Origin of the sequence: Variovorax sp. Root434, from assembly GCF_001426595.1 — a bacterium.
In the GTDB taxonomy this organism is placed as follows: domain Bacteria; phylum Pseudomonadota; class Gammaproteobacteria; order Burkholderiales; family Burkholderiaceae_C; genus Variovorax.
Genome location: NZ_LMEK01000012.1, coordinates 331,078 through 346,128, shown reverse-complemented (window position 1 = coordinate 346,128; position 15,051 = coordinate 331,078). Strand labels below are relative to the sequence as shown.

Sequence of the window (15,051 nt, the reverse complement as noted above, 5' to 3'; positions counted from 1 at the left end):
GAAACGGTGGCGAACACGGGTCGTGGGCGGGAGGTGAACGAACTACATATATAGCAAGCTGAAGAAAAAAACCAAGTCCCGCGGACGGATCGCCGCGCCTCACCTCATGGTCAGGCTGAGCTCGGCGCCCGGCTTCCAGTCGCCGCCGCTGGCGCTGGTGCGCACGGCGCCCAGGAACAGGCGCTCGCTCGGCAGCTTCTTCGCGAGCAGGTAGTCGCGCACGGCTGCGCCACGTTCGACCGCGAGCTGGCGCATCGACTCTTCGTCGACCGGCACGCTGGCGAACAGCAGCTTTTCCATGTCCGGAACCGGGAGGTCTTTCGCCAGGCCGACGAGGTTGCGCGGCTTGGTGATGTCGGCGCGCTTGTACACGGCGGTCAGCAGCGCGGGGTATTCGGCATCGGTGACAGGCGGCACCTCGGTGCCGGTCTCCCCGCCGCGCACGGCGACCCGGCGCTTCTCGGCGTAGGCGAGCTGGCGCACGCGCTGGCGCTGGTAGGCGTCGCGCTCCTTCTCGAGGCTGGAGGTGCCGACCACTGTCATCTGCAGCGTGGGCCGGTCGGTCAGCGCCTTGGCGACCTTGTCGAGGCCCTCCTTGGCGGTGGCGCCGAGTTCCGAACTGCCGGGCTCGAAAGTAATGGCGCTCGATTCGTCGCTGCCGCCGCCGAGGCCGCCTGTAAGCAGGCGGAACGGCGCCGTCGCGGCCTTGGCGATCAGGTTGACCACGGCCTTCCAGATCAACGGACCGACGCTGAACTGCGGATCGTTGAGCGACCCGCTGAGCGGCAGGTCGACGTCGATCACGCCGTTGCGGTCGGCCAGCAGCGCCACGGCCAGCTTGACCGGCAAGCTGCTGGTGGAGCCTGCAACTTCGTCGCCGAACTGCAGCTGGTTGAGCACCAGCTTGTTGGTGGCCGTCAGCTGCCCGTCCGGCGCGACCTTGTAGTTGACGTCCATGCTCATCTTGCCGCGCTCGATGCCGTGGCCGGCATAGCGCACCGAGTACGGCGACAGCGGAGCGAGGTCGAGGTCGCGCATCTTGGCGGTGATGTCGAGTTCGAGCGGCTTGGCCAGCGGATTGAGCTTGCCGGTGATTTCCAGCGCCGCGGTCTGCTGCGCCTTGCCGCGCAGTTCGAGGTCGGCCAGCGCGGGGCGCCCGCCCTCGCCCTTGGGCGGGTTCGACGAGAACGAACTGAGCTTGCCTGTCAGCTCGCTGAGGTCGGCCGAGTAGTTGGGCTTGACGAACAGGTCGGTGAAGTCGATCTTGCCGTTGACCAGGCTCATCGGGCCGAAGTTGATGATGGGTGCGGGGCCCGCGTCGGCCGCCGGAGCGGGCGCCGCTGCGGTCGCCACCGGCTTGGCGGATGGAGGTGCGCCGCCGACCATCTCCTCGGCCGACACCGGCGCGCCCCCCGTGGGTTTCTGCACGGGTGCCCGGGCCGTGGTGGTGGAGGTTCCGCCCAGGCCCTTGCGGGTGCTGGCCTCGCCGGCCGCCGCCGCAGCCGCGTTCGCCTCGGCCTCGCCCTTCTTGGTCAGGCTCGACAGGTTGAGCCGGCCGGTCGGGTCGACGATCACGCGGGCGAAGAAGTCGGTCAGCGTGGTTTCGCGCACGTCCACGTTCGGCGGGGCGTTGGGCACCATGCTGACCTGCAGGCCGCGCAGGCTCAGGGTCTTCCAGCTCAGCAACTGGTTGGTGTTGCGGTCGAAACCGGGCGACTGCGTGAGGGACACGCTGTTGGCGCGGAAGTCGTCGAGCGCGGTGTCGCCCGCCAGCTTCAGGCTCATGCCCGCCGGCGACGTGGCATAGCGCACCGTGCCACGGTAGCTTGCGAAGGCGCGCCGGATGTCGACGTTGAGCGCGTCCGCGTAGTAGGCCTTGAAGGTATGCGCGGGGAACGACGCCACCTCGAGCCGGCCCTCGGCCGCGAGCGGCTTGAGCACCACGTTGCCCTTGTAGTCGAAACGGCCCGGCTCGGAGCGACCGGAGCCGATGCGGCCCGAGACTTCCAGCGGCGACGCCGTGCTGGTTTCGGGCGCGATCTTCTGGGCCTGGAGCTTGAAGGCGGTGACTTCCACTGCGACTGGGGTGGCGCCGGCCTTGTCCGCATAGGAAAGCGCACCGTTGTCGATCGCCAGCGTGCCGATGGTCAGCGCCCAGGGCTTGGTGTTGGCGCCGGGCTTCGGCGTCTCGGCGCCCGCGGGCTTGGGCGCGGCGACCTTGGCTTCGGCCTCCTTGTCGCCACCGCCGGCCGGCGTCTTGAGCCAGCGCTCGAACATCCAGCGCTTCTCGCTGTCGCGCTCGACGCGCACCTTGGGGTTGGTCGCGGTGAACGAGGCCACGTTCAATGTGTGCTTCGTCATGTCGGCCTCGGCATCGACCAGCTCGAAGCGGCCGACGCTCGCCAGCGCGGTCTTGGCCTGGGTCAGCGCGAGCCCTTCGGCGGACAGGCGGCGCGCCTTGAACTTCAGGTCGGGCTGAGCCCAGGCGACGTCGATCTGTCCGCTGAGCTTGCCGTCCAGCGTGGGCTCCAGGCTTTGTGCCAGATAAGGTGCGGCCAGCGACAGCGGCAGCGCGTCGACCTCGGTCTGCACGTCGGCCACCTTGTCGGTGGCGGTGCCCTTGAACTTGAGCGAGGCGCCGGCGATGGCCGTGCTGCCGTTGAATGCGGCCGGCTTTTCCATCGGCCAGGTGACGCCCGTGACGCCGATGCCCAGGTCGATCAGGTCGACGGCCGCGGCCGGATTGGTCGTTTCATCGCGCCAGCCGATGCGCCCGCCATCCAGCGCCAGCTTGTCGACCTGCACTTTCAAGGCCGGTTTTGGCACCGCCTTGCCGGCCGGAGCGCTCGCCGCAGCAGCCGGCAGCGGCGCCGCCTTCTCGGCCGCGCCAGTGGATGGATCGGTGGCCAGCAGATTGAGCTTGCCGGCCGCATCGCGCGCCACCGCCAGCTGCGGTTTGACCAGCGCGACTTCGCTCAGGTGGAACACCGATTCCAGCGGGCGCACGTCGGCCAGCGCCAGCTTGAGCGAATCGAAGGCCAGCAGGTCGCGGCCGCGCGCATCGGCCACCTTGGCGGTGTGCGCCTCGACCGTGCCGGTGATCCTCAGGCCGGTGGTCTCCGCTTGTTCGAAGCCGATCTTCAGGTCGGCGTCGAGGCTGCCCGCCTGCAGGCGCACCGGCAGGCCGCCGGGGATGTAGCCAAGGTACGGCACCAGGTCGAGCCCCTTGAACTGCACGTGGGCGTCGGTCTTGCGGTTGTTGGCGAAGGGCGTGGTGAAGGCGGCAGAGTCGAACTTGCTGCCGTTGAGCGCGAAGGCCAGCTTGGGCTCGGTGTTGATGTCGCGCTTGGAATCGAGGTTGCTCAGGAACGGCACCTTGAGCACGAAATCGCGCAGTTCGTGCTTGCGCTTGACTGTCTGGTCGTCGAAATCGACCGAGCCGCCATTGATCGCGATGTTGTAGATGGCAAAGCGCGCGGGCTTGGCGTTCGGATCGGGCGGCGGGCCGGCCGAGAGCTTGGCCAGGATGTCGTCGATGTCGTATTTGCCGTCGGTCAGGTGCGTGAGCAGGACGGCGGGGCCGTCGATCGTGACTGCATCGATCACCGGCGCAAGGCGCAGGAGCGACTGCAATTCGGCATCGGCGTAGATGCGGTTGATGGCCACCTGCGGCTTGCTGCCGTCGGCGGTGGCGATGCGCAGATCGCTCAGCGTGAGTTCGAGCGTCCAGGGTTTGAAATCGATCTTTCCTACTGTTACCTGGCGCCCGAGCTTCTCGCTCGCGATCTTCTGGAGCTGGCTTTTGGCAATCGGCGGCACTGCCAGCCAGGCGACGGCCCAGAAGGCCAGCAGACCCAGCACCGCGACGACCCCACGCCGCACCCATTTGTTTTGTTTGATCGAAGCAAAGTCCATCAAGGGAGTGTGCCGCAAACGGATGGCCCATCCAGAAGCAAGAAAGCCCGGCAACGCGACGGAATTGCCTTGTTGCCGGGCTTGATGGCGGGCCCAAAACCCATGCCATCGATTCGCGCGACCGGAAGTCAATGGTTCCTGCCGTGCTGGCAGCAAGAGATTGCCACCATGGATCCTCGGCCGCTGAGCCCTTGACTTGCACCTCGGGCTGCCGGACCTCGGAAAACACCTGAAATCTCAGGCCCGTCCAGATTAGGCGTCGCACCCTCGGATTGCAAACGCATTTTGCCAAGGGGTTTCCCGTAAACCTAAACACCTCTTGCCAGTCGCTTTTTTAACCATTTATTAGCATAAGGAAACAATTTCTTATGCTTGACCGGGTATTTAGCCACGCTAGAATCCGCCCTGCTCCGACTGCCCGATGCAGCAGAGCCTCCCTGAATCCGCTGCCGAATTCCCCCGGCTTGATCAGGTCGCCGCGCCCTCAACCCCCTTCACTCCATGCGCGGAGCCTGATTCGTACCAATCCAAGCGCTGTTGCCTTTCATCCATCGCCTTTCCAGGCGCTGCGAGCAGGTGCCGCACAGAAAGGAAGAGCGATGAACAAGGCGTTCCATGCCACAGCCCGCGGGCTACGGACCTTCGTGTCCGACGTGACAGACGGCTTTTTTGAAATCACCCACAACGGGTTTGCGCTGGTCGGACTGGCCATCGTGTTCGCGGCCCTCGCCCTCGTGGCGCGGCCCGACCTGCGCCAGACCGGCGAGGAGCAACTGATGGGCTGGCTGCAGTCGCGCAAGCCCGCGCCTGAAGCCACCGACCTGGAGCCGACCGCCATCGAGCGCACCACGGCCGCGAGCCCCGCCGACCTGCCCAAGCAGCAGGCCGCCGTGGCTTACTGGCTGAGCAAGAAGTACCGCGTGGCCGCCGAGCCGTTGAGCGTGCTCGTGGCCGAGGCCTACGGCATCGGCAAGCGCACCAAGATCGATCCGACCCTGATCCTCGCGATCATGGCCGTCGAGTCCAGCTTCAATCCGTTCGCCCAGAGCCAGGTCGGCGCGCAAGGCCTGATGCAGGTCATGACCCGCGTGCACGGCGACAAGTACGAAAGCGCGGGCGGCACGCTCACCGCCTTCGATCCGGTGACCAACATGCGTGTCGGCGTGAAGGTGCTGCAGGAATGCATCACCCGCGCCGGTTCGCTCGAAGGCGGCCTGCGCTACTACGTGGGCGCGGCCAATCTCGAGGACGACGGCGGCTACGCCAGCAAGGTGATGGCCGAGCACGAGCGCCTGCGGCAGGTGGCCAACGGCCGCGCGCCGTCGACCGTCACGCCGCCGAGCGTGCGCGCGCAGCCGATCCCCGTGGCAGTGCCCCCCAAGCCCGAGGAACGCAGCACCGAACCGGCCAAGGTCGCCCTGCTCTCCTCTGTTTCCTGAGCTTCGCGGGCCGGGTGTGAGCTACACTCGGCCGGTACGCGACTGGCGATAGGCGCAGCATCCGAACAAGGTGCCACGCGCTGACGTGGAACACCACTGGGAAGCGTACCGCCTGGCACCACAGGCGTTCAGCCGTTCGCCTGGGCAGCCCTTGTTTTGGTTGAAGAACAAGGACCTCGTCTTCAAAGGACTGCCATGTACCAACGCAATATCCTGGTCGAACAGACCGATCCCGAAATCTGGGCCGCGATCCAAGCCGAAAACGCGCGCCAGGAACACCACATCGAGCTGATCGCCAGCGAGAACTACGCCTCGCCGGCCGTCATGGCCGCCCAGGGCTCGCAGCTCACCAACAAGTACGCCGAAGGCTACCCGGGCAAGCGCTACTACGGCGGCTGCGAGCATGTCGACGTGGCCGAGCAGCTGGCCATCGACCGCATCAAGCAGATCTTCGGCGCCGACGCCGCCAACGTGCAGCCGCATTGCGGCGCCTCGGCCAACGAAGCAGTGATGCTGGCCTTCCTGAAGCCCGGCGACACCATCATGGGCATGAGCCTGGCCGAAGGCGGCCACCTGACGCACGGCATGCCGCTGAACATGAGCGGCAAGTGGTTCAACGTGGTGAGCTACGGCCTGGACGCCAACGAAGCCATCGACTACGACGCGATGGAACGCAAGGCGCACGAGCACATGCCCAAGCTGATCATCGCGGGCGCCTCGGCCTATTCGCTGCGCATCGATTTCGAGCGCTTCGCCAAGGTGGCCAAGGACGTGGGCGCGATCTTCATGGTCGACATCGCCCACTACGCCGGCCTCGTGGCCGCGGGCGTGTACCCCAACCCGGTGCCGCACGCCGACGTCGTCACCTCGACCACCCACAAGAGCCTGCGCGGCCCGCGCGGCGGCATCATCCTGATGAAGTCGCAGCACGAAAAAGCTATCAACAGTGCGATCTTCCCGGGCCTGCAAGGCGGCCCGCTGATGCACGTGATCGCCGCCAAGGCCGTCGCGTTCAAGGAAGCCATGGCGCCCGAGTTCAAGGCCTACCAGCAACAGGTGGTCAAGAACGCCCAGATCGTGGCCGACACCCTCACCGAGCGCGGCCTGCGCATCGTGAGTGGTCGCACCGAAAGCCACGTCATGCTGGTCGACCTGCGCGCCAAGGGCATCACGGGCAAGGAAGCCGAAGCCGTCCTGGGCGCCGCCCACATGACGATCAACAAGAACGCGATCCCCAACGACCCGGAAAAGCCGATGGTCACCAGCGGCGTGCGCATCGGCACCCCGGCGATGACCACGCGTGGCTTCAAGGACGAAGAGGCTCGCATCACCGCGAACCTGGTGGCCGACGTGCTCGAGAACCCGCGCGATGCGGCGAACATCGACGCGGTGCGCGCCAAGGTGCACGCGCTGACGAGCCGCTTCCCGGTCTACCGCTGATCACCTGGAAGACCTGACCGCATGAAATGCCCTTTTTGCGGTCATCTTGAAACGCAGGTCGTCGAGACCCGCGTTTCGGAAGACGCCGACTTCGTGCGCAGGCGCCGCCAATGCAGCGCCTGCGACAAGCGCTTCACCACCTACGAGCGGCCTGACGTCAACTTCCCCGTGGTGGTCAAGAAGGACGGCAGCCGCGCCGACTTCGACTCGACCAAGGTGCGCGCCTCGATGATGCTGGCGCTGCGCAAGCGTCCGGTGAGCATCGAGCAGATCGACAACGCCCTGCTGCGCATCGAGCAGAAGCTGCTGGCCAGCGGCCTGCGCGAAATCGACTCGACCAAGGTTGGCGAACTCGTGATGCGCGAACTCAAGAAGCTCGACAAGGTCGCCTACGTGCGCTTCGCCTCGGTGTACCGGAGCTTCGAGGACGTGGACGAGTTCAGGCAGTTACTGCGCGACATCTGAGGGCCGGGCGCCGGCCTCTCAACGATTCCAGCAAAGCTGCACCAGCGCATCCGAAGCGTCGGCCTGGCCCGCAGCCAGCCTGACACCCTGCTGGTTCACCGTCAGTGTTCCGCACTCGTCGTTGCGCGATGCGCCCTCCGGCACGGCCTGCAGCGTGTAGGTGGTCGCTGTTCTCGCGGCATAGCCGATGGCGTAGTTCGCCGTACCGGACGACGGCGCCTGCCGCAGCCCTGCCGGCAGCGCGACGGTCGCCGGGGGATACCTGCCATTGACGGTCAGGTACCGCTCTGTCCATTGCGCCGCCTGCAGCAACTGCTGCTTGGCATCGGCCCGCTTGGCCCGCAGCACATAGCGCGTATAGCTCGGGTAGGCGATTGCCGCGAGGATGGCGATCACCGCCGTCACGATCATGAGCTCGATCAGCGTGAAGCCGCGCGAGCGGAACCGCTCCTTGGCCTGCGCCTTGGGATGCTTGTCCATGGCCTAGTTCGACGACATCAGGTTGCGCCAGCCGAAGCGCCGGACGATATCCGGCCGCTTCGGCGCATTGCATTCGCCGGCCGCATTGCAGATGACGTCCTTGCCTTTTTCCCGGTCCTGCGGCTCGAAGGCGATGTCGTCCCTGCCGGAACGATTGCGAAAGCCGAGGTAGCCGCCAGCCGTGCCGGACCCGTTGTAGGCGATGCCGTCAGGGGCCGAGCCGCTGAAGAAGTCGATCACCATCGACCAGCCGTCGTCGCCGGTGCCCGCGGTGCAATCGAGCGGATTGCTGCCGGTGCCGGGAATGGTGGTCGAGAACAAGCCGGCGCTGTTGCTCAGCGCGTCGCCCGGATAGACGATGCGCTCCCTGGCGGCCGGCAGTCGGAGGTACCAGCCGCGCCTGGCGCTGGAACCGCTGTAGCTCACACTGTTGCCCGAAACGGTGCGGAACTCGGCATCACCTTCCCTGACGGCGTCGGTGCCAATGGCCTGCGCCACAAGGTCGGTCAATGCCGCGGTGCCCGTGCTGCCGTTGGCCCGGTCCCGGACGCCGTACAGATACTGGCTGGCGACAGTGCTTTCATCGCCGGCGGCAAACAGGCGACCCGTGCCGAACACCACCATGTAGCCGCCCCGCGGATGGCCGACGACCACCGGCGCCGCCGTGATCGGCTGCGTGGCGCCGGCCGTGAACAGCGGCACGTCGTCGAGGCTCGACGCGGTCGCGCCCGAGCCCATGGTGGCCTTCCATTTGCGGCTGTCGGCATCGCTCAGGTCGAACCGCCACAGGTTGCCGAGCAGGTCGCCGGCGTACGCAAAGTCGACCTTGCCGTCGCCGTTGCGGTCCACCACGCGCGGGGCGGAAAGCCCGTTGCCGGTGCCGCTGCCCTGTGTGGCAGGCGCGGGGATCTTGAGGACCGACTTGTCGCCGTCGAGATACTGGATCCACAGCACCGCTTTCTCGCTCGTGCTGTTGTAGCCATTGCCGAGGATCACGGCCTTGCGGCCGTTGTTCAGCAGCGCCACCTGCAGCGCACGCCTGGAGAAGGAATCGAGCGCGGGTTGCTGGAACTGATGGCCCAGGTCGCTATCGGAAAGCGCGGTCGTATCGATCACCGCCACGCTGGCAGCCCTGGACTCGTCGATGTTCTCGGGCTTGGTGACGTCGAGCACGAAGTAGCCCTTGCCGCCGGCTCCCAGCGTGCCCACCAGGAAGGATTTCCACCCGGCCGCCTTCTCGGCGTCCGTGGCTGTGGCCGTGGCAGCCGCCCCCATGTAGATGTCGGCCACGAAGGTGCTGCCGTCGACGTAGTACCTGTGCGAGTAGGCGGTTTCGCTGAGCCGCTTGAGACCGGGTGCGGCCGCCGTGCCGTAGAGGCCTTCGGGCACATAGGCGAACTCTTCCCTGCCGGTGGCCGCATTGAAGGCATACAGCATGCCGTCGTTGGCGCCCACGTAGACCATGGGCGTGCGAGCGGTGGCGGCGAACGTGGCATATGCATCGTTGGTGAAACCGCTCCTGGGTTGCCCCGCATACCAGACACTGGAACCCACGATGTCACCGAGCACATGGCCGCGCTTGCGCAATTGAAGGCCGGCGCCCTCGTTGCTGCGATCGCCGCGCAGGAAATCGAGCACGGCACGGCCGAGCGCGATGCTCGCGGTGTCTGTGCTGGCGGTTCCCTTGAGCGCGGCCTTCTGCACGTCGCTGAGGCTGGCCCAGCGAAACGGCACGCCGGAGCCCGTGGTTGCGGCACTGGTGGCCGTTGCCGCGGCAGTGCCCGAGAAGCTCAGCACCTTGCGATCGCCGTCGTGCGCGCCCCCTGCGGCCATGCGGGCATCGAGCAGCCCGCGCGCCGACCAGTCGGACGTAGCGGCCAGCCTGCCGTTGGCACCGAACCTGGTGGCGGTGAGCGCGCCCGACCAGTCGGCCGAGTCGTAGCCGGCTCGATAGACCGCCGTGCCGGTCGACACCCTGGAGGCACTCGCCGAAATCGAAGTCAGCGGGATGCTGGTGTTGAGCAGGATCTGCCCGAGGATGGACCTGAAAGCATCGCTGAGCGCCTGCGAATTGGAGGCCGGCGTGAAGGTGCCACGGCTGTTGAGCGCGGCATGCCAGAGGTCCATGCGCACGGCGGCGGCGTTGGCAGCCTTCTCGTGGTAATAGCCATAGGAGCCGCTGCCGGAACGCCAGGGCGGGAATATTCTGGTTCCATTCGACGAGCTGGTCTCGGTTTCCGTCGCCGTGCTCGCCAGCGGGTTCATCCAGGTGGCCGAGCCATCGACCAGGCGCGCATAGTCCCCGCTGTACGTCGGCTGCGCGGTCTCGGCTGAAATGGCCGGTGCGCCCGTCCACGACGAAGCGGCGCCAAAACCGACGGTGTAGGTCGTCAGATGCTGCCAGGTGGCCGGATCGTTCTTGGGATTCCAGTACTCGGGGACGGTCGCCGTGCCTATCGTGACGTTGCCGGCTTCCGCAACGATCTTCCTGAGATTGTTCGGCACGCCCGGCTGCAGGTCGCTGGCCCAGTAGTGAAAGGCCATGTCGGCCAGGGTCGGACGGTATTCCGCGATCGGCCTCCAGTTGCCCGTGGCATCCCTCGCCCAGTTGGCGCTGTCGCTGATGGCGCCGGCATTGTCCTTGTAGGGCGCGCGCGGCAGGTAGTCCATGGAATCGGGCAGGACGCGGTTCGTCCCGTCGGCGTTGCCGATGGCCGGCATGCCGAGCGCCGCCGGATCCGGGTTGAATCCGAAGAAGTTGTAGTCGCCGTCGGTCATGAAGATGTGAAAGGACTTGCGGCAGCTCGACTGTGTGGCTCCCTCCACGCCCGGGTCGTCCGAGTAAGGGCTGTAGCGCCCGGTGGTCTTCATGTACTCGCCGGCGCGGGTCATCATGGCGTGCAGCGGTGTGCCGCCGCCCGCGGCCAGGGCGTCGACCCAGTTCATGAACGCGGCGCGGTGCGTGCCGCCCAGCGAATTCATCAGATTCGCGTTGGCGAGGCCGTTGATCCGGCAGCCGCCGGCCTGGTAGGTGCCTGGCGAGGTATCGCCGAAGAACCCGACGCAGCTGTTGTCCTTGTTGCCGTTCATCGCCTGCCAGGAGAGACGAATACGGTCATCGGGAATGTTGGCCACCGAGAAATTGGCGCGGAGCGCGGTCTTCAGCGCTTCCATCCGGTTGGGCGTTCCGGGAGGCGGCGCAGCTTGCCCGTCCGACGCCCGCGAGGACCAGGCCATGCTCCCCGAGTTGTCGACCGACACGATCACGTTCGGCGCCGGCTCATCGACTGTGGTGCTGCGCGGCGCCTGTGCCAACACATACTGCCCGGCGTGGCCAACGGCCTGCGCCAGTACCAAGCCGCACACCAGGGCGTTCCTCGAAAACCTGTCGATGTTCATATGCCTCCCTCTCGCAATGCTCAATTCACCTTGGTGACCGGGTCCGGATCGAAGGACACCTGCAATTCGACCCGCGTCCCGCCTGCGGCGCTCGCGCTGCGCGCCCCCGTGGAGACGGCGGTGATTCGGTACAGCGGGTATTTGCTGTTCTTGCGGTCGATGACTTCGATCCAGTACCTGGCGCTGGCCAGCGCCGGATTGCCCGCAGCGGGCGCCCCCGTGAATTGCCCGTACGACGCATGCTTGTTCACATACGCGGTACGGGTCCAGAACCGGTAGGCCTCGCTGCCGGACGCAGCCGCCACCGAATCGGCCGCGGAGAAATAGCAGATGCCTTGCTCGCAACTGTTGGCGCCGTCGGCCATGTAGGCAGTCACCCAGCCGGTTTCCCTGTCGGGGAAGACACGGCCATCGTCGGCCTTGCGGCAGCGCGACGCCGGGAGCGTCGAACAGGCCACGTAGGTCTGGGTTGCGGTGGCAAAAGCCAGTTGCCGGATGTCGCGCTCCGCATCCAGCAGCGCGGCTTCCGCAGCCTCGAAGGCGCGCTGGTGTTCGCGCTGGTTGCCTGCCACCGACTCGAGCAACTGCGCCACTCGCGCGCCGCCCACCGCCAGCAGCGCTGAGAGCAGCAGCATGATCAGCACGATGAAAAGCGAAAACCCACGCTGCGCCAACCAGGCGCCGGAACCACCGCCGAACCGGAGCGCGCGCCTCACAGCGCCCCCAGGTTGTTTCGCAGCGCGAATACCGCCGTGTAGACGCGCCGCAGCCTGCCATCGCCGCTGGCCTGCGACTTGCCGTCGCAATCGGTATAGCCGCCGCTCGGGTTGTTCCTGGAACTGCCCGCAAGTTGCAGGCAGACGCGCACCGTGCGAACGCGGTTGAAGCTCGCCACGTCATCGGCCGTTACGTAGCGCACCACCTGTTCGCTTCCCGCCGCAGCCCCTACGCCGTACGCGACATCGAAGCGCTCGACGCCGTCGATGATCGGCTGCGGCGCGGTATTGCCGCTGCCCTTGCATCTCAGGACGCCGTTCGCCACCGAGAACTCGCTGGTGATCACCCGCACGTTGTCCGGAGCGACAGGAATGGCCGGGTCGTAAACGTCGCCCGCCGCGTTCTTGGCGCCCTGCCCCAGGCAGTCCTTGAAGTGATCGGGATTCGGCGCGTAGCCGATCTTCAGCCTGTCGTGCACCGAACCGCCCGGCGACTCCTCTCCCTTGATCGCGAAGAAGGCCGGCTCGCTCGCAAGATTGGTGTTCCTGTCCGCATTGGCATTGAAGTAGTACAGCGGCTCGGTCGCGTCGATGGGGATGTAGCCGGCCTGCCGGATCTGCTGGCCCAGCAGCCTGAACGCCAATGCCGACGATTGGTGGAGCGCGTTGACGTCGTCGCTCGTCATGGCTGTGTTGCGGGTGCCGAGCATGCTGGCGATGGCAGCCAGCACCACCAGCATGCCGATGATCAGCGCGACGAGGAACTCGACCAGCGTGAAGCCGGCCTGCGGCGGGCGAGGAGCGCGGGCCTTGTCGTTCATGGCTGCGGCACCGCAACGACGACTTCCAGGCAGGCCTTGCCCGTCGGGCAGCTCCAGGCCGGATCCGGCGCGATCGGGTTGACGACGGCAGGCTCGTCCCAGGCGATGTGCATGAACAGCAAGCCGCCGGCCGCCGCCTTGCCCTGCATGTCGGCCAGTCCGCCCGGCAACGCACTTGCTACCGTGCGCTTCCAGTTCCACAGATCGTAGGCCGCGAGCTCGACGGCGCTGCAGCTGGCATCGGCCCCTGCGCATGAACGCTCGGGTGCGGCAGCGCTTGCCGGCGACCAGTCGGCCACATAGGGGCTGTCGGCCGTGGCGCCCGTGACAAGGTTGGCACGGATGCGGTCGGCCATGTCGCCGGCCAGTTGCACGGCCATGTTCAGGTTGCTGGCACCCGCGCTGTCTGCGAGCACGCGCAGCTGGAGGCCGGCCAGCGCCAGCAGGCCGAACGAGAGCACGAGAACGGCCACCATGGCCTCGATCAGCGAAAAGCCCGCCTGGCTCCCGCGCGGCTTGCGAAATGGAACGCTCAGCACGTTGCGCTCCCCTTCACCAGCCGGTCGCGCCCACCGAGCGCCACGCACACTGCGGCGGCATTGGGCGAAGCGTCGTTCCCGGCCGGGCGGAAGCTGAAGCTGGCAACGCCTGCAGAGTGGCCCATGGCATCGAAGGACACGGCACCGAGGGAACTCTTTCCGATCGCGACCCGCGTGTCGGGGTCTTGCCGCCTGAGGGTTTCGACGGTGTCCCCGCTGCTAACCGTCGTGTCCCAGCCGCAGCTCTAATCCCTGCCGCGGCACTCTGCACGCTGCTGGAGGGTCACGGTTTTTCCGCGCCGGGCGGCCTCGGAGCGCGCGTGGCTCAGGCTCGCCATCAAGGCCGAGGCCATGCCCTGTACGCGATACTTTTCGATCAGGCTGCTGAAATTGGGCAGCGCCATGGCCAGCAGGACGGTCATCAGTACGATGACGGTCATCATTTCGACCAGCGTGAAGCCCCGCGCGGACGCGCAGAATCTGTTGTTCATGTCGTATCGCCCGCCGCCTTGCACCACGGTGCCGGACGGACGCTTCTCCCCTGATTGCAATAGCCGGAAATTCTATTTTTTCAATTTCTTATTGAAGGCCATTGCGCGACAAGCGGTCAAAGCAAATGGATCAACGGTCAATGGTTTTCAATTGATTCCAAATTGCCAATCAAATAAATTCGATTTAACAAAAAGATGACAAAAGAAATTGCGAATTTCATGGCCCATGCACTGGATCTCGCGCGCCAGGCCGGACCCGAGACCGATCCGAATCCGCGTGTCGGCTGCGTCCTGGTGGCCGCGGATGGCGCTGTGATCGGCCAAGGCAGCACCCAGCAGGTCGGCGGCCCGCATGCCGAGATCATGGCGCTGCGCGATGCGGCCGCGCGGGGCCATTCGGTCGCGGGCGCAACCGCCTGGGTCACGCTCGAGCCCTGCGCTCACCATGGCCGCACCGGCCCGTGCTGCGATGCGCTGGTCGCGGCGGGCATTGGCCGGGTCGTTGCATCGCTCGCCGACCCCAACCCGCTGGTCGCCGGCCAGGGCTTCGAGCGGCTGCGCGCTGCGGGCGTCGACGTCGAGGTGGGCTCGGGCGCAGAGGAAGCACGGGAGCTCAACATCGGCTTCTTCAGCCGCATGGTCCGCAAGACCCCCTGGGTGCGGCTCAAGGCCGCGGCCTCGCTGGACGGCAAGACCGGCCTGCACAACGGCGTGAGCCAATGGATCACGTCCGAACCGGCGCGCGCCGACGGCCATGCATGGCGTGCGCGGGCCAGCGCGGTACTGACGGGCGTGGGCACGGTGCTGGAAGACGATCCCCGGCTCGACGTGCGGCTGGTGGAAACCACGCGCCAGCCGCACGTGGTGGTGATCGACAGCCAATTGCAGACCCCGCCCGACGCAAAGCTCTTCTTGCCCGGCCGTGCCGTCTGGATCTACGCCGCGGCCCAGGACAGCGCGAAGGCCGCCGCCCTGGAAGCGCGCGGCGCCACCATCGCCTTTCTGCCCAATGCGCAGGGCAAGGTCGATCTGGCGGCGATGCTGCGGGATCTCGCCCGGCGCGAGGTCAACGAACTCCACGTCGAGGCCGGCCACAAGCTCAATGGATCGCTGCTGCGCGAAGGCCTGGTCGACGAACTGCTGGTGTATCTGGCGCCGAAACTGATCGGCGATGGCCTCGGCATGGCATCCGGCATTCACACGGGCGGCCCGTTGGCCGACCTGGCGGGCGCGCTACCGCTCGAATTCCGGACCTTCGACCGGGTGGGACCGGACCTGCGGATCGTGGCCCGGGTCGCCGGAAGGGACGCTTTCTAGCGGGCGAATGCGGGCGTCCGACGGCCGGA

The 15,051-nt window shown here is 66.7% G+C and carries 11 protein-coding genes and 1 riboswitch; of the genes, 4 read left to right on the top strand and 7 right to left on the bottom strand.

The features are described from left to right. Positions 1-99 precede the first annotated feature (99 nt). Positions 100-3,915: a DUF748 domain-containing protein gene (locus ASD05_RS12135; RefSeq protein ID WP_056592292.1), complete on the bottom strand. Its 3,816-nt coding sequence runs from the start codon at positions 3,913-3,915 to the stop codon at positions 100-102. 599 nt (positions 3,916-4,514) lie between these two features. On the opposite strand from ASD05_RS12135, the gene ASD05_RS12130 reads away from it, so the two are divergent. From ASD05_RS12130 to nrdR, 3 genes are all read left to right on the top strand, one after another. Then, positions 4,515-5,354 (top strand): lytic transglycosylase domain-containing protein, encoded by an 840-nt coding sequence (locus ASD05_RS12130; RefSeq protein ID WP_056592289.1) that lies wholly within the window; start codon positions 4,515-4,517, stop codon positions 5,352-5,354. A 28-nt stretch (positions 5,355-5,382) separates the two neighbouring features. Next, a riboswitch (ZMP/ZTP riboswitch) is annotated at positions 5,383-5,507 on the top strand. Between the two features lie 42 nt (positions 5,508-5,549). After that, positions 5,550-6,794, top strand: a complete 1,245-nt coding sequence (gene glyA, locus ASD05_RS12125; protein WP_056592288.1) for a serine hydroxymethyltransferase — start codon at positions 5,550-5,552, stop codon at positions 6,792-6,794. Positions 6,795-6,815: 21 nt separating this feature from the next. Then, positions 6,816-7,259, top strand: a complete 444-nt coding sequence (gene nrdR / locus ASD05_RS12120; RefSeq protein WP_007836918.1) for a transcriptional regulator NrdR — start codon at positions 6,816-6,818, stop codon at positions 7,257-7,259. An 18-nt stretch (positions 7,260-7,277) separates the two neighbouring features. Here nrdR and ASD05_RS12115 read toward each other — a convergent pair whose 3' ends face one another. The 6 genes from ASD05_RS12115 to ASD05_RS30705 all read right to left on the bottom strand — a co-directional run bounded on the left by ASD05_RS12115 (position 7,278) and on the right by ASD05_RS30705 (position 13,705). Then, positions 7,278-7,739 (bottom strand): type IV pilin protein, encoded by a 462-nt coding sequence (locus tag ASD05_RS12115; RefSeq protein ID WP_056592285.1) that lies wholly within the window; start codon positions 7,737-7,739, stop codon positions 7,278-7,280. A 3-nt stretch (positions 7,740-7,742) separates the two neighbouring features. Then, positions 7,743-11,138: a pilus assembly protein gene (locus ASD05_RS12110; protein ID WP_235507952.1), complete on the bottom strand. Its 3,396-nt coding sequence runs from the start codon at positions 11,136-11,138 to the stop codon at positions 7,743-7,745. Positions 11,139-11,158: 20 nt separating this feature from the next. Beyond that, a complete protein-coding gene (locus ASD05_RS12105) occupies positions 11,159-11,854 on the bottom strand; it encodes a PilX N-terminal domain-containing pilus assembly protein (protein ID WP_235507951.1) in 696 nt (231 codons plus the stop codon). After that, entirely contained in the window at positions 11,851-12,675 is an 825-nt protein-coding gene (locus ASD05_RS12100) for a PilW family protein (protein WP_056592284.1), read from the bottom strand. Before ASD05_RS12100 ends, ASD05_RS12105 begins: the two co-directional genes overlap by 4 nt. Further along, positions 12,672-13,214: a type IV pilus modification protein PilV gene (pilV, locus tag ASD05_RS12095; RefSeq protein ID WP_056592282.1), complete on the bottom strand. Its 543-nt coding sequence runs from the start codon at positions 13,212-13,214 to the stop codon at positions 12,672-12,674. Before pilV ends, ASD05_RS12100 begins: the two co-directional genes overlap by 4 nt. Positions 13,215-13,459: 245 nt before the next feature. Continuing rightward, positions 13,460-13,705, bottom strand: coding sequence for a Tfp pilus assembly protein FimT/FimU (locus tag ASD05_RS30705; protein WP_235507950.1), 246 nt, complete (start codon positions 13,703-13,705; stop codon positions 13,460-13,462). 219 nt (positions 13,706-13,924) lie between these two features. On the opposite strand from ASD05_RS30705, the gene ribD reads away from it, so the two are divergent. After that, positions 13,925-15,022 carry a bifunctional diaminohydroxyphosphoribosylaminopyrimidine deaminase/5-amino-6-(5-phosphoribosylamino)uracil reductase RibD gene (ribD, locus tag ASD05_RS12085; protein ID WP_235507949.1) on the top strand — a complete coding sequence of 366 codons (1,098 nt, stop codon included), beginning with the start codon at positions 13,925-13,927 and terminating at the stop codon, positions 15,020-15,022. Positions 15,023-15,051: the final 29 nt, after the last annotated feature.